Annotated in this window: 15 protein-coding genes; 10 read left to right on the top strand and 5 right to left on the bottom strand. The window is 72.3% G+C overall.

Annotated elements, in window-relative coordinates:
* Positions 1 to 90: 90 nt before the first annotated feature.
* On the bottom strand, positions 91 to 873 hold the full coding sequence (locus ABZ192_RS40370; RefSeq protein ID WP_356929449.1) for a TSUP family transporter: 783 nt from the start codon (positions 871 to 873) through the stop codon (positions 91 to 93).
* A 164-nt stretch (positions 874 to 1,037) separates the two neighbouring features.
* Here ABZ192_RS40370 and ABZ192_RS40365 point away from each other — a divergent pair, with 164 nt between their 5' ends.
* The 5 genes from ABZ192_RS40365 to ABZ192_RS40345 all read left to right on the top strand — a co-directional run bounded on the left by ABZ192_RS40365 (position 1,038) and on the right by ABZ192_RS40345 (position 7,194).
* A complete protein-coding gene (locus ABZ192_RS40365) occupies positions 1,038 to 2,255 on the top strand; it encodes an FAD-dependent oxidoreductase (RefSeq protein WP_356929448.1) in 1,218 nt (405 codons plus the stop codon).
* Positions 2,255 to 4,852 carry a nitrite reductase large subunit NirB gene (gene nirB, locus ABZ192_RS40360; RefSeq protein WP_356929447.1) on the top strand — a complete coding sequence of 866 codons (2,598 nt, stop codon included), beginning with the start codon at positions 2,255 to 2,257 and terminating at the stop codon, positions 4,850 to 4,852. Before ABZ192_RS40365 ends, nirB begins: the two co-directional genes overlap by 1 nt.
* The gene (nirD, locus tag ABZ192_RS40355) at positions 4,849 to 5,199 is read left to right on the top strand and encodes a nitrite reductase small subunit NirD (protein WP_356929446.1); all 351 of its coding nucleotides are present in this window, start codon (positions 4,849 to 4,851) and stop codon (positions 5,197 to 5,199) included. Before nirB ends, nirD begins: the two co-directional genes overlap by 4 nt.
* Before the next feature lie 89 nt (positions 5,200 to 5,288).
* Positions 5,289 to 6,134, top strand: a complete 846-nt coding sequence (locus tag ABZ192_RS40350) for a maleylpyruvate isomerase family mycothiol-dependent enzyme (protein WP_356929445.1) — start codon at positions 5,289 to 5,291, stop codon at positions 6,132 to 6,134.
* 118 nt (positions 6,135 to 6,252) lie between these two features.
* A complete protein-coding gene (locus ABZ192_RS40345; RefSeq protein ID WP_356929444.1) occupies positions 6,253 to 7,194 on the top strand; it encodes a superoxide dismutase in 942 nt (313 codons plus the stop codon).
* 3 nt (positions 7,195 to 7,197) lie between these two features.
* Here ABZ192_RS40345 and ABZ192_RS40340 read toward each other — a convergent pair whose 3' ends face one another.
* The 3 genes from ABZ192_RS40340 to ABZ192_RS40330 all read right to left on the bottom strand — a co-directional run bounded on the left by ABZ192_RS40340 (position 7,198) and on the right by ABZ192_RS40330 (position 11,570).
* Positions 7,198 to 8,124 carry an oxidoreductase gene (locus ABZ192_RS40340; protein ID WP_356929443.1) on the bottom strand — a complete coding sequence of 309 codons (927 nt, stop codon included), beginning with the start codon at positions 8,122 to 8,124 and terminating at the stop codon, positions 7,198 to 7,200.
* A 90-nt stretch (positions 8,125 to 8,214) separates the two neighbouring features.
* On the bottom strand, positions 8,215 to 9,918 hold the full coding sequence (locus ABZ192_RS40335) for a SulP family inorganic anion transporter (RefSeq protein ID WP_356929442.1): 1,704 nt from the start codon (positions 9,916 to 9,918) through the stop codon (positions 8,215 to 8,217).
* A 1,046-nt stretch (positions 9,919 to 10,964) separates the two neighbouring features.
* Entirely contained in the window at positions 10,965 to 11,570 is a 606-nt protein-coding gene (locus tag ABZ192_RS40330) for a carbonic anhydrase (RefSeq protein WP_356929441.1), read from the bottom strand.
* Positions 11,571 to 11,787: 217 nt separating this feature from the next.
* Here ABZ192_RS40330 and ABZ192_RS40325 point away from each other — a divergent pair, with 217 nt between their 5' ends.
* The 5 genes from ABZ192_RS40325 (at position 11,788) to ABZ192_RS40305 (ending at position 16,646) form a co-directional block, all read left to right on the top strand.
* A complete protein-coding gene (locus ABZ192_RS40325) occupies positions 11,788 to 12,639 on the top strand; it encodes a response regulator transcription factor (RefSeq protein ID WP_356929440.1) in 852 nt (283 codons plus the stop codon).
* Entirely contained in the window at positions 12,636 to 14,126 is a 1,491-nt protein-coding gene (locus ABZ192_RS40320) for a HAMP domain-containing sensor histidine kinase (RefSeq protein ID WP_356929439.1), read from the top strand. The genes ABZ192_RS40325 and ABZ192_RS40320 overlap by 4 nt, the downstream gene beginning before the upstream one ends.
* Before the next feature lie 132 nt (positions 14,127 to 14,258).
* A complete protein-coding gene (locus ABZ192_RS40315; RefSeq protein ID WP_356929438.1) occupies positions 14,259 to 15,416 on the top strand; it encodes an alkaline phosphatase PhoX in 1,158 nt (385 codons plus the stop codon).
* Positions 15,417 to 15,525: 109 nt separating this feature from the next.
* A complete protein-coding gene (locus ABZ192_RS40310; RefSeq protein WP_356929437.1) occupies positions 15,526 to 16,035 on the top strand; it encodes an excalibur calcium-binding domain-containing protein in 510 nt (169 codons plus the stop codon).
* Positions 16,036 to 16,127: 92 nt separating this feature from the next.
* Positions 16,128 to 16,646 (top strand): NUDIX hydrolase, encoded by a 519-nt coding sequence (locus tag ABZ192_RS40305; protein WP_356929436.1) that lies wholly within the window; start codon positions 16,128 to 16,130, stop codon positions 16,644 to 16,646.
* 182 nt (positions 16,647 to 16,828) lie between these two features.
* On the opposite strand, the gene ppdK is transcribed toward ABZ192_RS40305, so the two are convergent.
* Positions 16,829 to 19,522, bottom strand: coding sequence for a pyruvate, phosphate dikinase (ppdK, locus tag ABZ192_RS40300; protein WP_356929435.1), 2,694 nt, complete (start codon positions 19,520 to 19,522; stop codon positions 16,829 to 16,831).
* Between the last annotated feature and the right edge of the window lie 49 nt (positions 19,523 to 19,571).

Genomic DNA, 19,571 nt, shown 5'->3' with positions numbered 1-19,571 from the left:
AGCAAAGGCTCGATCACCGTCCACGCAGCGTCAGATATCTCCCCATCCCTCACGACCGACCCAACGATCAGATGATCGGAAAGACACTGCCTAGGCCAGCCACTGCTCGTACGCGAGGTTCGCCACCAGGGCGAACACCACCGTGAGCAGCACTCCGCGGACGAAGTCGCTGCCCTGCTTCAGGGCCGTGTGCGCGCCCAGGGTGCCGCCGGCCAGGTTGAACACGGCCATCAGGGCGGCCAGCTGCCACAGGACCGCGCCCTGCCAGGCGAAGGTCGCGAGGGCGCCCGCGTTGGTGCAGCAGTTGACGATCTTGGCGGTGGCGGAGGCCGTGACGAGGTCGAGGTGGAGCAGGGCGGTGAGCGCGAGGACCAGGAAGGTGCCGGTGCCGGGCCCGATGAGACCGTCGTAGAAGCCGATGCCGAGGCCGGCGAGGCCGATCGCCGCGAGGATCTGGCGCCGGGCGGCCGGGCCGGTCGCGGGGGCCGTGCCGAAGGCGGGCCGCAGGATCACGAAGGCGGCGACCCCGAGCAGCACCACCATGATCACGGGCTTGAGGACGTCGGTGCTCATCCCGGCCGCGAAGAACGCCCCGGCGGACGACCCGGCGAGCGCCGCCAGCCCGATGCGCACCGCCGTACGGACGTCCACCGGGGCCTTGCGGGCGTACGTCACCGCCGCGCCCGTCGTGCCGACGATGGCGACGGCCTTGTTGGTGCCCAGGGCGTGCGCGGCGGGCGTGTGCGACGGCAGTCCGAGCAGCAGCACCGGCAGCAGCAGGAGCCCGCCGCCGCCGACCACGGCGTCGATCCACCCGGCGGCCAGTGCCGCGACGCAGAGCAGGACGATCATGGTCAGCGATATGTCGGGCATGATCGGCAGCCTATGCGACGGCCGTGCGACGCCGTCCTCACAGCCCGCCGTCGCCGCACCCCAGGAACCCTCACATTCACCCCCGGCCCCCGCTGAGGGCAGCGTTCCCCGTGGGAAACAGTCGTGATGCTGCCGGGAAACACCGGCACCGCACGCTCAAGGACATGACCTCGAATGAGCGTGTGGTGGTGATCGGCACCGGCCTCGCGGGCGTACGGCTCGCCCGGCGGCTCGGTGAGCTCGGCACGCCCGCGTTGCTGATCGGCGAGGAGGAGCACCAGCCGTACAACCGGGTGCTGCTCGCCGAGGTGCTGGCCGGACGTTACAGCCCCGAGGTGATCGCCCTGCCCGCGCCCGCGCAGGCCGTGCGCGGCCGGGTCGTCGGCATCGACCGCGACGGGCGGACCGTCGAGTGCGCCGACGGCACGGTGATCGCATACGACCGGCTCGTCCTCGCCACCGGATCCAACCCCGTCCTGCCGCCCCTGCGGGGCCTGTTCACCCCCGACCACGTGCTGCCGGAGGGCGTCCACGCCTTCCGGACCATGGACGACTGCCTGGGCCTGTCCAAGGCGGTCCGGCCGGGAGCGAAGGCGGTCGTCATCGGCGGCGGGCTCCTCGGGGTCTCCGCGGCCCGGGCGCTCGCCCTGCGCGGCGCCCAGGTCGTCCTCGCCCAGCAGTCCGAGCGGCTGATGGAGCGTCAGCTCGACCCGGCCGCCTCCAAGCTGGTCAAGCGGCACCTGACCGACCTGGGCGTCGAGGTGCACACCGAGTGCCGCGTCCGGGACGTGCGCTGCGTCGGCGGCGCGGTCCGCTCCGTGGAGATGGCCGACGGGTACGCGCTCGACGCCGACATCGTCGTCGTGGCCTGCGGCGTCCGCCCCCGGGTGGGTCTCGCGCAGGCCGCCGGCCTCGACGTCCGCAAGGGTGTCCTCGTCGACGACGAGCTGCGCACCTCCGACCCGAACATCCACGCCATCGGCGACTGCGCCCAGCACGACGGCGTCCTCTACGGCCTCGCCGCCCCGGCGCTCGAACAGGCCGACGCGCTCGCGGAGCTGCTCGCGGGCGACGCGGACGCCCGCTACACCGGCACCCGATCCCTGACCCGACTCACGCTGAACGGGCACGACAGCCCCTTCGACCTCGCCGCGTTCGGCGAGACCGAGGCGCTGCCGGGCGACGACGTCGTCCAGCTCACCGACGCCACCCGCGGCACCTACCGGAAGGTCGTCGTCCGCGACGACCGCCTGGTGGGCGGGGTCCTCGTCGGCGAACTCGGCACCGTCGGCGCGCTGGCGCGCGCCTGGGAGGGAGCAGAGCCGCTCCCCTCCGACGGCGGCCCGCTGCTCCACCTGCTTACCAACGACGGAGGCTCCTGATGTCCAAGGACACCCCCACGATCGTGCTCGTCGGCCATGGCATGGTCGGCCAGCGCTTCCTCGAAGCGCTCGCCGAGCGCGGCATGACCGCCACGCACCGCGTGGTCGTGCTCTGCGAGGAGCCGCGCCCCGCGTACGACCGCGTCCAGCTCACCTCGTACTTCTCGGGCAGGACGCCCGAGGACCTGTCCATGACGGACATGCGGTTCATCGAGGACCACGGCATCGAGCTGCGCGTCGGCGACCCGGCGGAGACGATCGACCGCGAGGCGCGCAAGGTGACCGCCCGCTCCGGTCTCGTCGTCGACTACGACGTGCTGGTCCTGGCCACCGGCTCGTACCCGTTCGTGCCGCCGGTCCCGGGCAAGGACGCCGAGGGCTGCTTCGTCTACCGCACGATCGATGACCTCCTCGCCATCGAGGAGTACGCCAAGAACGCGACGACGGGTGCCGTGGTCGGCGGCGGTCTGCTCGGCCTGGAGGCCGCGGGTGCGCTCAAGGGCCTTGGACTCACCTCCCACATCGTGGAGTTCGCGCCCCGCCTGATGCCCGTCCAGGTCGACGAGGGCGGCGGCGCCGCCCTGCTGCGCACCATCGAGGAGATGGGCCTGAGCGTCCACACGGGTGTCGGCACGCAGGAGATCGTCGTCGGCGAGGACGGCGCCGTGACCGGCATGAAGCTGTCCGACGGCTCCGAACTCGCCACCGACCTGGTGGTGTTCTCCGCCGGTGTCCGCCCCCGCGACCAGCTGGCCCGCGACTGCGGCCTGACGGTCGGCGAGCGCGGCGGCATCGCGGTCGACGAGCAGTGCCGCACGGTGAACGACCCGCACGTGTTCGCGATCGGCGAGTGCGCGCTGGCCGCCGACGGCCGGGTGTACGGCCTGGTGGCCCCCGGCTATGAGCAGGCTGAGACCGCGGCCGCGACGATCGCCTCCGACGAGGCCGCCTTCACCGGGGCCGACCTGTCCACCAAGCTGAAGCTGCTCGGTGTGGACGTGGCGTCCTTCGGTGACGCGCACGGCACCGCCGAGGACTGCCTGGACGTCGTCTACTCCGACTCCCGCGCGGGCCTGTACAAGAAGCTGGTCATCGGCCGCGACGGCACGCTGCTCGGCGGCATCCTGGTCGGTGACGCGGAGGCGTACGGCACGCTGAAGGCGTTCACCGGCTCGGTCCCGCCGGTCGCGCCCGAGGCCCTCGTCCTGCCCGCCGGTGCGGGCGCCCCGGCGCAGCTCGGCCCGTCCGCGCTGCCGGACGACGCGATCATCTGCTCCTGCCACAACGTCTCCAAGGGCACGATCCGCGGCGCGGTCACCGACCACCAGTGCACGACCGTGCCCGAGGTGAAGAAGTGCACCAAGGCCGGCACCGGCTGCGGCTCCTGCGTCAAGGTGCTCGGCCAGCTGGTCACGGCCGAGCTGGAGGCCAGCGGCGTCGAGGTCGACAAGGGCCTGTGCGGCTGCTTCTCGCAGACCCGCGAGGAGCTGTACGAGATCGTCCTCGCCCTGCGCATCAACAGCTACCAGGAGCTGCTGGACCGCCACGGCCGTGAGGAGGCCAGGGGCGGTGACGGCTGCGAGATCTGCAAGCCGACGGTCGGCTCGATCATCGCCTCCCTCGCTCCGACGATCGGCGCGAGCGGCTACGTCCTGGACGGTGAGCAGGCCGCCCTGCAGGACACCAACGACCACTTCCTGGCCAACCTGCAGAAGAACGGCTCGTACTCGGTCGTGCCGCGGATCCCCGGCGGTGAGATCGCCCCGGAGAAGCTGATCGTGATCGGCGAGATCGCACGCGACTTCGGCCTCTACACGAAGATCACCGGCGGCCAGCGGATCGACATGTTCGGCGCCCGCGTCGAGCAGCTGCCCCTGATCTGGGCCCGCCTGGTCGACGCCGGCTTCGAGTCCGGCCACGCCTACGGCAAGTCGCTGCGCACCGTGAAGTCCTGCGTCGGCCAGACCTGGTGCCGCTACGGCGTCCAGGACTCCGTCCGCATGGCGATCGACCTGGAACTGCGCTACCGGGGCCTGCGCTCCCCGCACAAGCTGAAGTCGGCCGTCTCCGGCTGCCAGCGCGAGTGCGCCGAGGCCCAGTCGAAGGACTTCGGTGTGATCGCCACGGCCAACGGCTGGAACCTCTACGTCGGCGGCAACGGCGGCGCCACCCCGCGCCACGCCGACCTGCTCGCGCAGGATCTGTCGGACGCCGAACTGGTCCGGCTGATCGACCGGTTCCTGATGTTCTACATCCGTACGGCCGACCGCCTGGAGCGCACCTCGACCTGGCTGGAGCGGATCCCCGGCGGCCTGGAGCACGTGCGGGACGTCGTCGTCCACGACTCGCTCGGCATCTGCGACGAGCTGGAGAAGCTGATGCAGGCGCACATCGCGCACTACCGCGACGAGTGGGCCGAGACCATCAACGACCCCGAGAAGCTGGCCCGGTTCGTGTCCTTCGTGAACGCGCCGGACACCCCCGACCCGGTCGTCGCGTTCGTGCCCGAGCGTGACCAGATGAAGCCCGACCTGCCGCTGCTGTCCATCGGTATGCGACCCGCCGAAGACGTACTGGAAGGAAGCGCCCAGCGATGACCCTGGCACCTGAGACCACCGACCTGAAGGTCGAACTCGCTCTGGACGGCGACTGGTTCACCGTCTGCGACCTCAGCATGCTGCTCCCGGGCCGCGGGGTGGCGGCACTGCTGCCGGACGGCCGCCAGGCGGCGATCTTCCGGGACCGCACCGGTGAGCTGTACGCCATCGACAACCGCGACCCGTTCACCGGCGCGGCGGTCCTCTCCCGCGGCCTGACCGGCACCCACCAGGGCCGCCCGTTCGTCGCCTCCCCGCTGCTGAAGCAGCGCTTCGACCTGGCGTCCGGGCAGTGCCTGGACGACGAGGAGGTCCAAGTGACGACGTACAAGGTGCGCACCGCGTAGGACCGCGGACGCCCGGCTCGGAACACCCCTCCTCGGAGGGGTGTTTCCGTTTGTCGCCCGGCAGGCCGGCCGCCTGGCAGGCTGGGGCCATGGTTGCGCAGCCCAACGACAGGTCCGGCCTCTCCTGGCTCGGCCCTCCGATCGACGCCCGCCCATGGTTCGAGCCGGAACTCCGGGCGCTGCTCGGCCTCTTGCGGGGTCTGCGGCCGGGGCAGTGGAACGAGACGGCCGTACCGGGCTGGACCGTGCACGACGTCGCCGTGCACGTCCTCGGCGACTACCGCGCCCGCCTCGGCCGCCGCGCGTTCGGTGCCTTCGCGCCGGGAGAGACCCTGGAGGCGTTCATCCACCGCGCGAACCAGGAGTGGGTCGACCTCCACCGGGACATGGACCCGGCCTCGCTCGTCGACGCCCTGGAGGAAGCCGGCTCCGAACTGGCCGGCCGCTTCGCGCACACCGACCTGGACGCGCCGTCCCTCGGCGTGTCCTGGGCCGGGGCGGACCCGGCGCCGATGTGGCTGGACTGCGCCCGGGAGTTCACCGAGTACTGGACGCACCGCCAGCAGATCCGGCACGCGACCGGGCTGGGCACCGACCCCGAGCCGGGGGCCCTGTCCCTGGTCCTGGACACGTTCATGCGGGCCCTGCCGCACACGCTGCGCGACACCGCAGCGCCGGCCGGCACACGGGTGGAGGTCACCGTCCCCGGGCCGGGAGGGGGCGCGTGGGCCGTGACCGCCGGGCCGGAGGGCTGGTCCCTGGCCCAGGACCCCGACGGCCGGCCCCCGGCAGCCGCCGTGGAGCTGGACACGGAGACCGCCTGGCGGCTGTGCACGCGGGGTGTCCAGCCGGCCGACGCTCTCACCCGGGCCCGGATCGAGGGGGACCGGCGGCTCGCCGAGGCCGTGTGCCGGATCGTGTCGATCATCTACTGATCAACCGGCGGACGGGGCTGTCGAGTTGCTGTCGAGTTCGCCGACTCTACTGCCGTGCCAGGAGTCCTTCGCGTTTCATCGAGTCACACCCCCACCTTCCTTCCACGGAGGCCCCACCATGACTCGGAACCACACCCGGCCGTCCCGGCGGACCGTGCTCGGCGGGGCCGTCGCCGCGCTCGCGGTGGTCGCCGGCAGCACCGGCACGGCGCAGGCCGCTCCGGGGACCGGCTGGCCGACCGAGTTCCCGCTGCCCGACGGCTGGCTCCCCGAGGGCATCACCATCGGCAGCAGGCCGTACGCGTACATGGGCTCGCGCGCCGACGGCGCGATCTACCGCACCGACCTGCGCACCGGAAAGGGCCGGGTCCTGCACGAGGGCACCGCCGGTCTCGCGTCCATCGGCCTGAAGCTGGACCGCGGCGGCCTGCTGTACGTGGCCGGCGGCGCCGGAGGCACCGCGAGGATCGTCGACGCCCGCACCGGCGAGCTGCTCACCACCTATCAACTCACGCGGGACGCCGCGCCGTTCATCAACGACGTCGTCCTGCACGAGGACCGCGCCTGGTTCACCGACTCCCGGGCGGCCGTCCTGCACGGCGTGCCGCGCGGCCGGCGGGGCGAGGTCCGCGCCCTGCCGCTCACCGGCGAGTGGGTGCAGGCGCCCGCCGGGACCAACAGCGCCAACGGCCTGGTCGCCACGCCCGACGGACGTGGACTGATCGTCGTCAACGCGGGTCAGCTGTACACCGTGGACCTGAAGACCGGCCACGCCGTCAAGGTCACGCTCACGGGCGCGCCGGACGTGGCGGGCGGCGACGGCCTGGTCCGTCTCGGCCGCACGCTGTACGTCGTCCAGAACCGCCTGAACAAGATCAGCGTCTGGCACCTCGACCGGACGGCCACCACCGCCACGCTGACCAGGACGATCACCGACCCGCGCTTCGACGTCCCCACCACCGCCGCCCGCTACGGCGACCGCCTCTACCTGGTCAACGCCCGCTTCACCAGCCCGCAGACCCCGCAGACGACGTTCAACGCGGTGGCCGTGTCCCTGTGAGTGTCATGCCTTCAGGGCGTCGTACGTCACGCCGGTGAGCTCCTCGGACGCGGCCCACAGCCGCTGCGCCGCCGTGTCGTTGAGGGTCCAGGGCGCCCGCCAGGACGGTGCGGGCGCCCCGCGCCACATGGCGATGTGCGGACCGGTGAAGGAGTCGGGCCGCACGCCGGGTTCCGTCGCGGCGTAGAGGATCGGCAGCGCGCCCGCCTCGGCCGGCTGGGCGACGACCCGGTTGGCGAGCCGCACGAGCCGCTCGGCGGCCGGGCGTCCCTCGGCGAGCGGTCCGGTGGTCTGGAGGTTGGTGGCCGCGTACCCGGGGTGGGCCGCGGCCGCCACCAGGTCCCTGCCGTGCGCCGCCGCCCGGCGCGCCAGCTCGTGCGTGAACAGCAGGTTGGCCGTCTTGGAACGGGCGTAGGCGATCCAGCGCCGGTAACGCCGCTCGCTGTTGAGGTCGTTGATGTCGATGTTGGCGAGGGCGTGCATCCCGCTGGAGACGACCACGACCCGTGCCCCCTGCGCCGCCAGCAGCGCGGGTAGCAGCAGGCCGGTGAGGGCGAAGTGCCCCAGGTGGTTGACCCCGAACTGCGTCTCGAAGCCGTCCGCCGTCGTCCCGTACGGCAGGGCCATCACCCCGGCGTTGTCGACGAGCACGTCCAGCCGCTCGTACGGGAAACCGGCCGCGAACTCCCGTACCGAGGCGAGGTCCCCGAGGTGGAGCCGCCCCAGCTCGACCCGGGCGTCCGGCAGTTCCGCCCGGAGCCGGTCCACGGCCGCCTGCCCCCGGGCCTCGCTGCGGCACGCGAGCACCACCCGCGCGCCCTTGCGGGCCAGTTCCCGTGCCGTGACGAACCCGATCCCGCTGTTGGCGCCGGTGACGACGGCGACGCGGCCGCTCTGGTCCGGGATGTCCTGTGTGTTCCAGCCTGGCATGGCAGGCTCCCTCCGTCGGTGGCCGCGCCCCAGCCTACGAGGAGGCCCGGAGGCGAGGCGGGGCCGGGCCACCGGCTCCCGGCCGCTGCGTCAGCCCACCGGGCTCGACCGCTGGTCGTCCGGGAGGGGCCGGGTGTCGAGGTAGAACCACTCGGCGTCGGCGGTGGGCCAGGGGGAGGGGTCCCCCACCGTTTCGCCCCACGGTTCCTCGGCCATCGCCGTGACCGGCCGCTTGGGCAGTGGGGCCTGGGCCTCTCCCGCGGACGCGGCGGCCCGCTCACCGGCCGGCTTCGGCTCCCCCGGCATCAGCAGCTCCACGCGCAGCCCGAGCCCCCGCTGTTGCGCGGTGAACTCCTCGACCTGGTTGCGGCAGGCGTGGTCCAGGTGGGTCACGCCGGTCAGGTCGAGCCGGATCCTCGGCTTCCCGGCCGCGGCGGCGGCCTCCAGCGCCTCGATCACCTTCGGCAACCGCAGGAACGTCGCGTTGCCGGCCATGACGACCTTCGCCGTGTCGTCCTCGACATGCTGGCGGATCGCGGTCCGGGACATGCGCAGCGCGGCCAGCACGATGCCCGCGGCGAGGCCGATCAGCACGCCCTCCAGCAGCGCGGTCACCACGATGACCAGGGTGGTCAGCGTCATCACCGCGAACTCGCCCTTGTCCTGCCGCCACATCTTCGGGAACTCGGCGGGCCCGAACAGTTTCCAGCCGCTGTGCACGAGGACGCCGGCGAGCACCGAGATCGGGATGAGCGCGAGCACCTGCGGCAGCAGCAGCGCGAAGGCGAGCAGCCACAGGCCGTGCAGGGTGCGGGAGAGCCGGGTCTTGGCCCCGGCCTGGACGTTGGCCGAACTGCGGGCCACGACCGCGGTGATGGGGAGCGCGCCGAGGACGCCGGCGACGGTGTTCCCCGCGCCCTGGGCGATCAGCTCGGTGTTGTAGCGGGTGCGCGGGCCGCTGTGCATGCGGTCCACCGCGGCGGCCGTGAACAGGCTCTCGGCGGACGCGATGACCGTGAAGGTGAGGATGGCGGTGATGACCGCCCCGTCCGCGAGCCCGCTGAACTGCTCCGCCCCGGGCAGCGACACGGAGGCGAGCAGATTGCCCACCTGGAGCGTCTTGATGTCCACGCCGGGCAGGGCGGCCACGACGATGCCGATGCCCACGGCGACCAGTGCGGCCGGGACCTTCCCGGCCGGGCCCGGCACCTTCTTCCACACGAAGCTGAGCACGATCGTGACGACGCCGAGCAGCGTGGCGATCATCGCCTGCGGGTCGGTCAGGATCCCGGCCAGCAGGGCGGGGATGCCGGCCATGTTCTCGAGCGCCGTGCCGGGGGCCTTGGCGTCGGCCATCGGATAGGCCTGGCTGAACATCAGCGGCACACCGATGCCGGCCAGCATGCCCTGGACGACGGCGACGGAGATGGCCTGGAACATCCGGCCGAGCCGCACCAGGCCCAGGATGATCTGGAGGATCCCGGAGAACAGCACGATCACGCCGAGCATGGCCACGCCGACCTCGGCGACGGTCTCCGCGACCAGCGCGGCGAGGCCGGCCGCGGGCCCGCTGACCTGGAGCGTACTGCCGCGCGCCGCGCCGACGACCAGACCGCCGATCACCCCGGAGATGATCCCCAGCTCGGCGGGCACGCCGGAGGCGACGGCGACACCGATGCACAGCGGCAGGGCGACGAGGAAGACGACGAGCGAGGCGGTGATGTCGGTGACGAGGTCGGCCTTGGCCCGGGCCTTGCCGCCCCCGCCCTTCACCCGCCCGACCAGCCCACCCATCACACCCAGCACACCGCCCAACCCGCCCCCCGGGCCACCGGAGGGACCGCCCGACCGCCGCCCTGCGACGCCACCCGCCGAGTCCCACGCCGGGCCACGGCCGGGACCGCCACTCGGGCCGTGACCGGGGCCTCCATCCAGGCCGTGGCCGGGGCCTCCGTCCAGGCCATAGCCCGGGCTGCCGTCCGGACCGTAGCCGGGACGGCCATCCGGGCCGTAGCCGGGACGGCCATCCGGACCGTAGCCGGGGCCTCCGTCCAGGCCATAGCCCGGGCCGCCGTCCGGGCCATAGCCAGGACGGCCATCCGGAGCGTGGCCCGGGCCACCCGACCGACCGCCCGCCCGACCACCCGGCCGTCCACGCGCGGCGTCCCCCGCAGAGTCCCACGCGGGGCCGCCACCCGGGCCACCCGACCGACCGCCCGCAAAACCCCCCGGGGAGTCCCATGCCGGGTCACCGCCGGGGCCATCCGACCGACCGCCCGTGGCGCCCTCCGCCGCATCCCCGACCAGACCACCACCGGGGCCACCCGACCGACCACCCGCAAAACCTCCTGGGGAGTCCCATGCCGGGGCACCGCCGGGACCACCCGACCGACCGCCCACGGCACCCCCCGCCGGACCGCCCGACCACCGTCCCGCGGCGCCCCCTGTCGAGTCCCCGACCAGGTCACCGCCGGGGCGAGCCGACCGGCCCCCCATCAAACCGTCCGCCGGCCCGCCTGCTCCCCCGCCCGCGGCACCCCCATCCGAACCACCCACCGGCCTGCCCGGCCCCCAGTCCGAAGCGCCCCCGTCGGAACCGGCCGTCCCCCACCCCGCCGCGGACTCCCCGCGACCACCCGACCCCCAGTCCCCCGGCCCCTCTGCGAAGCCGCCCGACCCCCAATTCCCCGCACCTTCCGAGGAACCGCCCGATCCCCAGCCTGAAGCACCCCCCTCGGAACCAGCCGCCCCCCAGTCCGCGGCACCCCCCTCAGAACCAGCCGACCGCCGGCCCCCCGGCGTGGCACCACCCCGTGCCCGCCCTCGCGCATGCGCCCCGCTCACGCGGCATGCACCTGGAACGCGCCGTCGTCGCCGAGTTCGTAGACGAACCCCGTGTCGACCTCGTAGTACCAGCCGTGCAGCCGCAGCCGGCCCGCATCGAGCCGCTGTCGCACCACCGGGTAACTCCGCAGTGCGGCCAGCTGGTTGACGACGTTGCCCTGGGAGACCTCCGGCAGCGACGGGTCGTCCGGCGCGGACTCCAGTACGGGGGCCAGTTCGGGGCGGGCGATGTGGAGCCAGGCGTCCACGCCCGGCAGTGCGGACAGGTCGTCGCCGGACTTCAGCGCGCCCATCGCGCCGCAGTGTGAGTGACCGCACACCACGATGTCCTGAACCCCCAGCACTTCCAGTGCGTACTCGATGGTGGCCGCCTCTCCCGAGGCCCCGGGCCGTCCGTAGGGCGGCACGATATTGCCCGCGTTGCGCAGCTCGAATATCTCCCCGGGCCGCGCACCCGTGATGAGTGCGGGTATGACCCGGGAGTCCGAGCAGGTGATGAACAACGCCTCCGGATATTGCCCCTCGGCCAGTTTCCGGTATTCGCCGCTGTCGAAATCGACGCGCGTCCTGAACGTGCGGGCACGGTCCAGCAATGCCTTCAACTCTGCCTCCTGAGCTGCGATTTCGTTCCGTGCACCACACCGTAGACGGACGACCTACAGAGGAAGGTTAAGCGAACTCCAGAGCGCGGCCAGGAATTGAACATTCTTTGTCCGGATACCCAGAAGAACGGTCATCTTGTAGCGTGTGAACTCCAGGGCGGAGAATACGAATTCACGCTGCCCGGATTCATGCCGGCTTCATGGAGAGACAGGACGTATGGGCCTACGAGTGCTGCTCATCGAGGACGACGAGACGATCGCGGAGCCGCTCACCGAGGGGCTGGGCCACTTCGGGCTGACGGTCGATCATGTCGCCACGGGCACGGACGGGCTGAGAGGCCCGTACAACGACGTCGTCCTGCTCGACCTGGGGCTGCCGGACATGGACGGCATCGACGTCTGCCGCGGCATCCGGCAGGTCTCGGACGTGCCCATCGTCATCCTCAGCGCCCGCGGCGAGGAGGCCGACCGCGTGCTGGGCCTGGAACTGGGCGCCGACGACTACCTGGCGAAACCATTCAGCGTGCGGGAACTGGTGGCCCGGGTCCGAGCGGTGACGCGCCGCACGCAACGCACCCAGCAGACGTTCCCGAAGCCCCCGGCAACACCGGCAACACCGGCGACACCGGCGACACCGGCGACTTCACAGGTCACGTCGTCCACATCGTTCCCACGGACCACACCGTTCCCACCGACCACACCAGCCGACCCCCTTGCCACACCGTCGTACGACCCGGCCCCCGACCCTCCGCACGACCCTGGCCCGCTCGTCGTGGACCGTCGCACCCGCCAGGTCTGGGTCGGCGACTCCCCCGTACCGCTCACCCCCAAGGAGTTCGACCTGCTGGCGCTGCTCAGCGAGGACCCGGGCGCGGTCTACTCGCGCCAGCAGATCCTCGACCGCGTCTGGGATCCGCACTACGACGGCCCGACCAAGACGCTGGACGTCCATGTGGCCGCGCTGCGCCGCAAGCTGGGCCACCCGGCGTGGATCAGGACCCTGCGGGGCGTGGGCTTCCGGCTGGCGGTGCACACGGGACCGAACGCCCCCCAGGTGGCCTCTCCATGACCCGCCGGCTGCTGATCGGCTACCTCAGCCTCGCCGCGCTGGTGCTGCTCTGCCTGGAGATCCCGCTGGGCTTCGTCTACTCGCGCGGCGAGCGGGAGCAGGTGGTCAACGCGGCGAAGGACGAGGCCGAGTCGGTCTCCGCGTACGCCGCACTGTCCCTGGCGGCGGGGCGGGCCGAGCAGGACTTGCCCACGCGAGTGGCGCACTGCGCCAAGCGCATCGGCGGGAAGGTGGTGATCGTCGCCGCCTCGGGCACGACGCTCGCCACCTCGCACCCGCTCGACACCTCGGTGTCCGGCGCCCTGTCCGACCGGCCGGGCATCGCTGCCGCGCTGCGGGGCACTTCGACGGTGGATGTGCGCACCTCCACGATCGGCGGGGTCGAGTACCTGTCGGTGGCCGCGCCGGTGGGTCAGGAGGCGCGGCCGGTGGGTGCCGTGTGGCTGACGGTGCCCACGCGGACGGTGCACGAGCGGGTCCACCACGTGTGGCTGCTGCTCGTCCTCGGCGGACTGGCCGTGCTGACGGCGGTGGCCGTGGTCGGTTTCGCCTTCGCCCGCTGGGCGGGCCGCCCCATCCGCGAACTGGAGCAGGCGACGCACGACTTGGCGGAGGGCGGCGGCCGGTTCACCCCGGTGACCATCACGAAGGGCCCGCCGGAAGTACGCAGTCTGGCCGCCGCGTTCAACCGCACCGCGGCCCGCCTCGCCCATCTGCTCGCCTCCCAGCGGGCGTTCGCGGGCGAGGCCTCGCACCAGCTGAAGACCCCGCTGGCGGCGCTGCGGCTGCGCCTGGAGAACCTGGAGCCGGACGTCGCCGCCCGGGCCCGGGGCAGCCTCACCGCCGCCGTCACGGAGACGGACCGGCTCGCCCGGATGGTCGAGCACCTGCTGGCGATGGCCCGGCTGGAGGAGCACGCGGCGATTCCCGCCCCCGTCGACCTGGGCGCGGTCTGCGCCGAACGGCACCGCACCTGGCAGCCCCTGTTCGCGCGGGAGGGCGTCTCCCTCGTGCTCTTCGCGGGCGGCGTCGGCCCGGTGCTGGCGGTACCGGGAGCCGTCGAGCAGATCATGGACAACCTGCTGTCCAACGCCCTGCGGGCGTCTCCGCCCGGCAGCACCGTCACGATCGAGCTGCGGGTGCCGGCCCCGCCCCGGCGCGCCCTGCGCGACAGCCGCCCCCGCTGGGTCGACCTGCACGTCACCGACGAGGGCCCCGGCATGACACAGGAGCAGCGGGCCCGCGCCTTCGACCGTTTCTGGCGCGCCCCGGGCGCCCCCAAGGGCGGCTCGGGACTCGGTCTCGCCCTGGTGCAGCGCCTCGCCCATGCCAGCGGCGGCGAGGCGACCCTGCACGCGGCGGCGACGGGCGGCCTGGACGTGGTGATCCGCCTGCCGTCCGTACGGCCCCCCACCGAGGGACACGGACCGGGCACCGACCGGCCGAGGACCGGCCGGAGACGGGAGGCCCCGGCACTGCCCGCGTGAGCCTGCCGCCCCACGGCCACGAGTTGTCCATGCCCCGTCAACCCTGCCCGCTTAGCGTCGCTCCCGCCTCCCCCCACGCACAACCCTGCCGTCGACCGGCGGCAGGGCGGTACGGCACCTCTTGGAGTGAGAGTGGAACGTCGTAGCCTCCTGCGTGCGGCCGTACTCGGCGGCACCTCGGCCGCCCTGGGCGGAACCCTGTGGCGCGGGGCCGCGTACGCGGCCCCGGCCCAGCCCGGCACCGGCCCCTACGGGCCGCTGGGCTCCCCGGACGCCAACGGCATCAGACTCCCCAGCGGCTTCACCAGCCGGGTGATCGCCCGGTCGGGCCAGCGGGTCGGAAGCACGTCGTACACCTGGCACAACGCCCCGGACGGCGGCGCCTGTTACGCCGACGGCACGGGCTGGATCTATGTCTCCAACTCCGAGATCAACCCGTCGGGCGGCGCGAGCGCGGTGAGGTTCTCGTCGACGGGCGCGATCACCGGCGCGTACCGCATCCTGTCGAGCACGCGCCAGAACTGTGCGGGCGGCAAGACGCCGTGGAACACCTGGCTGTCCTGCGAGGAGGTGGACCGGGGCTACGTCTACGAGACCGATCCCTGGGGCACGAAGGCGGCGGTGCGCCGCGACGCCATGGGCCGCTTCAAGCACGAGGCGGCGGCGGCCGACCCGGTCCGCCAGGTCGTCTACCTGACCGAGGACGTCACCGACGGCTGCTTCTACCGCTTCCGCCCGACGACCTGGGGCGACCTGTCCTCCGGCACGCTGGAGGTCCTGGTGGCCGGCAGTGGCACCAGCGGCCCGGTCACCTGGGCCCGGGTCCCCGACCCCTCCGGCGCGACCGCCACCCGCAACCAGGTCTCCGGCGCCAAGCGCTTCAACGGCGGCGAGGGCTGCTACTACGCGAACGACACCTGCTGGTTCACCACGAAGGGCGACAACCGCGTCTGGCAGTACAACGCCGCCGCCCAGACCATCGAACTCGCCTACGACGACTCCCTGGTCACCGGCGGCACGGCCCCCCTCACCGGCGTCGACAACGTCACGGGCTCCACCTCCGGCGACCTCTTCGTCGCCGAGGACGGCGGCAATATGGAGATCTGCGTCATCACCCCCGCCGACGTGGTCGCCCCCTTCCTCCGCATCGACGGCCAGTCCGGTTCCGAGATCACGGGCCCGGCCTTCTCCCCGGACGGCACCCGCCTGTACTTCTCCAGCCAGCGCGGCACCAGCGGCAGCTCGTCGGGCGGCATCACCTACGAGGTGAAGGGCCCGTTCCGCGCATAGCCGCCCCACTGGGCTTCACGTGACCATCACAAGATGGTCACCTCTCCGCCATCCGGAGCCACCCGGATCTACGGTCGTCCCCTCACGTGTCACCACAGGGGGGACGACCATGACCAATCCGTACACCGGCCCGAACGCCAACCCGTATCCCGGGCCGCCCATGCCGCCCGCGTCACAGCCCGCCCGCCCGGCGCCCCGCTGGGCCCGGAAGCGCTACGTGCTGCCCGCCCTCGGCCTGGCCTGGTTCATCGGCGTCGGCATCGGCGCCTCCGGCGACACGACGGCCGACGCGAAGCCCGCGGCCGCGAAGCCGCAGCCGGCCGTCACGGTCACCGCGACCACCACCGCCACCGCGACACCGCTCGCGAAGGAGCCGGAACCCGCTCCCACGGTCACCGCCACGAAGACCGTCAGAGTCACCACCACGGTCACCGCACGACCGGCAGCGGGCGGCGGTTCCGACGACAGCGGTTCGGGCGGCTCGGGGGGCTCGGCGGACGTCTACTACGCCAACTGCGACGCCGTCCGGGCCGCCGGTGCCGCCCCCATCCACCGTGGTGAGCCCGGCTACGCCTCCCACCTGGACCGTGACGACGACGGGATCGCCTGCGACACGTGACACGTGTACGCCGGTGACCATCGGCGCGCCCGGCCGTTCCACCGTTTGGGCAGCTCGTCCCGGGCTGCCCGGACGACGGAAGGAACACCACCGTGGACACGACCGTGCCCGCCACCGACGTACCGCGCGTACTGCCGCGTGACGAGTGGGTCAGGACGCTGCCGCAGACCATCGTCGCCTCCTGCGTCCTGCTCCTCGACGCCGAGGACCGGATGCTGCTGCTGCGCTACGCCGAGGACGAGCCCGGCGCCGGTCTCTGGGGGCTGCCGGGCGGCATGCTCGACCACGGGGAGGACCCCCTCGGTGCCGCGCACCGGGAGCTGCACGAGGAGACCGGCATCGCCCTGGACGCGGAGCCCCGGTTCATCGGCTACGACCACCGGGCCGACGTGAAGGGCACGGGCCCGGTGCTCGACTTCTACTTCCACGGCGGCCGTCTCGCCCCCGGTCAGCCCGTCAGGCGCAGTGACGAGCACGACCAGGACGGCCTGTTCGCCCTCCCCGACCTGGAATCCACCCCGCTGACGGTCCCGCTGCCGGCCCTCACCGCCCTGCACAGGGCCGCTCTGACCGGAACCGTCGTATGCCTGCGTGAAGGCCTGCCCCGATGACAGCCCCCCATTCCGAACGGATCACGAGAGAGCGGGGGCGCACCTCCGCACAAGGTGCGCCCCCGCTCTCCTCCGTGCTCCGGAGCCGCCGCGATCGGTGAGGGTCGGGGACCGCCGACGGCTCCGGGTTCTGAGCAACCCCGCAGGGGCCACAGTGAAGTGGCCCCTGCACGGGCCACGGTCTACCGGTGGTCGCTGCCCTGCGACTGGACCGCCGCCCGGCCCGCTTCCAGGCGGGCGACCGGGATGCGGAACGGGGAGCAGGAGACGTAGTCGAGTCCCACCTCGTGGAAGAAGTGGACCGACTCCGGGTCGCCGCCGTGCTCGCCGCAGACGCCGAGCTTGAGGTCGGGGCGGGTCTCGCGGCCGGCCTGGGCGGCGAGTTTCACCAGGGAGCCGACGCCGTCCTTGTCGATCGTCTCGAACGGGGAGACGCCGAAGATGCCCTTCTCCAGGTACGCGGTGAAGAAACTGGCCTCCACGTCGTCCCGGGAGAAGCCCCACACCGTCTGGGTGAGGTCGTTCGTGCCGAAGGAGAAGAACTCGGCGGCCTCGGCGATCTGACCGGCGGTCAGGGCGGCGCGCGGCAGCTCGATCATCGTGCCGATGGACAGCTTGAGCTGCGTGCCCGAGGCCGCCTCGACCTCGGCGATGACCTGGTCGGCCTCCTCGCGCACGATCTCCAGTTCCTGCACCGTGCCGACGAGCGGGATCATGATCTCGGCGCGCGGGTCACCCTTGGCGGCCTTGCGCTCGGCGGCGGCCTCGGCGATCGCCCGGACCTGCATGGTGAACAGGCCGGGGATGACCAGGCCGAGGCGCACGCCGCGCAGACCGAGCATCGGGTTCTGCTCGTGCAGGCGGTGCACGGCCTGGAGGAGGCGGAGTTCGTTCTCGTGCGGCTCCTGGCGGGACTCCGCCAGGGCCACGCGCACCGACAGCTCGGTGATGTCGGGGAGGAACTCGTGCAGCGGCGGGTCCAGGAGGCGGACGGTGACCGGGAGGCCGTCCATCGACTCGAAGAGCTGGACGAAGTCCTGCTTCTGGAGCGGCAGCAGTTCCTTGAGGGACTCCTCGCGCTCGGCCTGGGTGTCGGCCAGGATCAGCCGCTCCACCAGCTCGCGCCGGTCGCCGAGGAACATGTGCTCGGTGCGGCACAGGCCGATGCCCTGGGCGCCGAAGCGGCGGGCGCGCAGCGCGTCCTCGGCGTTGTCGGCGTTGGCCCGCACGCGCAGCCGGCGCTTGCGGTCGGCGAACGCCATGATGCGGTGGACGGCCTCGACGAGCTCGTCGGCGTCCTCGGCACCGGCGTGCATCCGGCCCTCGAAGTACTCCACGACCGGGGACGGCACGACCGGTACCTCGCCGAGGTACACCTTGCCCGTCGAGCCGTCGATGGAGACGACGTCGCCCTCCTCGACGACGTGCCCGCCCGGCACGGTCATCCGGCGGCGCTTGGTGTCGACCTCCAGCTCCTCGGCGCCGCAGACACAGGTCTTGCCCATGCCGCGCGCGACGACGGCCGCGTGGGAGGTCTTGCCGCCGCGCGAGGTCAGGATGCCCTCGGCGGCGATCATGCCGTCGAGGTCGTCGGGGTTGGTCTCGCGGCGGATGAGGATGACCTTCTCGCCCGAGCGCGACCACTTGACCGCCGTGTAGGAGTCGAAGACGGCCTTGCCGACCGCCGCGCCCGGCGAGGCCGCGATGCCCCGGCCGACCGTCTCGATCTTCGCGCTCTCGTCGAAGCGCGGGAACATCAGCTGCGCGAGCTGGGCGCCGTTGACGCGAGTGAGCGCCTCGGCCTCGTCGATCAGGCCCTGGTCCACCAGCTGGGTCGCGATGCGGAAGGCCGCGCCCGCGGTGCGCTTGCCGACCCGAGTCTGGAGCATCCACAGCACACCGCGCTCGATGGTGAACTCGATGTCGCAGAGGTCCTTGTAGTGATTCTCCAGCGTCTCCATGATCTGCATCAGCTGGTCGTACGACTTCTTGTCGATCTGCTCCAGCTCCGCGAGCGGCACGGTGTTGCGGATGCCCGCGACCACGTCCTCACCCTGGGCGTTCTGGAGGTAGTCGCCGTAGACGCCCTGGTGGCCGGAGGCGGGGTCGCGGGTGAAGGCGACGCCGGTGCCGGAGTCGGGGCCGAGGTTGCCGAAGACCATCGAGCAGACGTTGACGGCGGTGCCCAGGTCGTGCGGGATGCGCTCCTGGCGGCGGTAGAGCTTGGCGCGGTCGGTGTTCCAGGAGTCGAAGACCGCGTGGATGGCGAGGTCCATCTGCTCACGCGGGTCCTGCGGGAAGTCGCGGCCGGCCTCGGTCTTGACGATCTTCTTGAACTTGGTGACGAGCTTCTTGAGGTCGGCCGCCTCCAGCTCGGTGTCGACCGTGACCTTCTTGGTCTCCTTGGCCTTCTCCAGCGCGTCCTCGAAGAGCTCGCCGTCGACGCCGAGGACGGTCTTGCCGAACATCTGGATGAGGCGGCGGTAGGAGTCCCACGCGAAGCGCTCGTCGCCGGCCTGCTTGGCCAGGCCCTGCACCGACTTGTCGGAGAGGCCGATGTTGAGGACGGTGTCCATCATGCCGGGCATGGAGAACTTGGCGCCCGAGCGCACCGACACCAGCAGCGGGTCGTCGGCCTGGCCGAGCTTCTTGCCCATGCGCTGCTCCAGCGCGTCGAGGTGCGCACTCACCTCGTCACGCAGTGCCGCCGGCTCCTCGCCGCTTTCCAGGTAGACCTTGCACGCCTCGGTGGTGATCGTGAAACCGGGCGGGACCGGAAGGCCCAGGTTCGTCATCTCGGCGAGGTTCGCGCCTTTGCCACCGAGGAGGTCCTTGAGGTCCTTGTTGCCCTCGGTGAAGTCGTAAACGAACTTCACGCCCTCAACACTCTTACCGTGCTCAGCTACGTGGGGATCTTTGTTTTCC

The organism is Streptomyces sp. NPDC006235, assembly GCF_040613735.1.
In the GTDB taxonomy this organism is placed as follows: domain Bacteria; phylum Actinomycetota; class Actinomycetes; order Streptomycetales; family Streptomycetaceae; genus Streptomyces.
The sequence above is the reverse complement of the archived record's forward strand: the minus strand, read 5'-3'. Positions and strand labels throughout refer to the sequence as shown.

What these genes read in the sequence shown, in the direction of transcription:
- ABZ192_RS40340 (WP_356929443.1), bottom strand. Translation starts at nt 8,124, where the DNA reads ATGCCAGGCTGGAACACACAGGACATCCCGGACCAGAGCGGCCGCGTC.
- ABZ192_RS40310 (WP_356929437.1), top strand. Translation starts at nt 15,526, where the DNA reads ATGACCAATCCGTACACCGGCCCGAACGCCAACCCGTATCCCGGGCCG.
- ABZ192_RS40320 (WP_356929439.1), top strand. Translation starts at nt 12,636, where the DNA reads ATGACCCGCCGGCTGCTGATCGGCTACCTCAGCCTCGCCGCGCTGGTG.
- ABZ192_RS40345 (WP_356929444.1), top strand. Translation starts at nt 6,253, where the DNA reads ATGACTCGGAACCACACCCGGCCGTCCCGGCGGACCGTGCTCGGCGGG.
- nirD (WP_356929446.1), top strand. Translation starts at nt 4,849, where the DNA reads ATGACCCTGGCACCTGAGACCACCGACCTGAAGGTCGAACTCGCTCTG.
- ABZ192_RS40325 (WP_356929440.1), top strand. Translation starts at nt 11,788, where the DNA reads ATGGGCCTACGAGTGCTGCTCATCGAGGACGACGAGACGATCGCGGAG.
- nirB (WP_356929447.1), top strand. Translation starts at nt 2,255, where the DNA reads ATGTCCAAGGACACCCCCACGATCGTGCTCGTCGGCCATGGCATGGTC.
- ABZ192_RS40365 (WP_356929448.1), top strand. Translation starts at nt 1,038, where the DNA reads ATGACCTCGAATGAGCGTGTGGTGGTGATCGGCACCGGCCTCGCGGGC.
- ABZ192_RS40350 (WP_356929445.1), top strand. Translation starts at nt 5,289, where the DNA reads ATGGTTGCGCAGCCCAACGACAGGTCCGGCCTCTCCTGGCTCGGCCCT.
- ABZ192_RS40370 (WP_356929449.1), bottom strand. Translation starts at nt 873, where the DNA reads ATGCCCGACATATCGCTGACCATGATCGTCCTGCTCTGCGTCGCGGCA.
- ABZ192_RS40335 (WP_356929442.1), bottom strand. Translation starts at nt 9,918, where the DNA reads ATGGGTGGGCTGGTCGGGCGGGTGAAGGGCGGGGGCGGCAAGGCCCGG.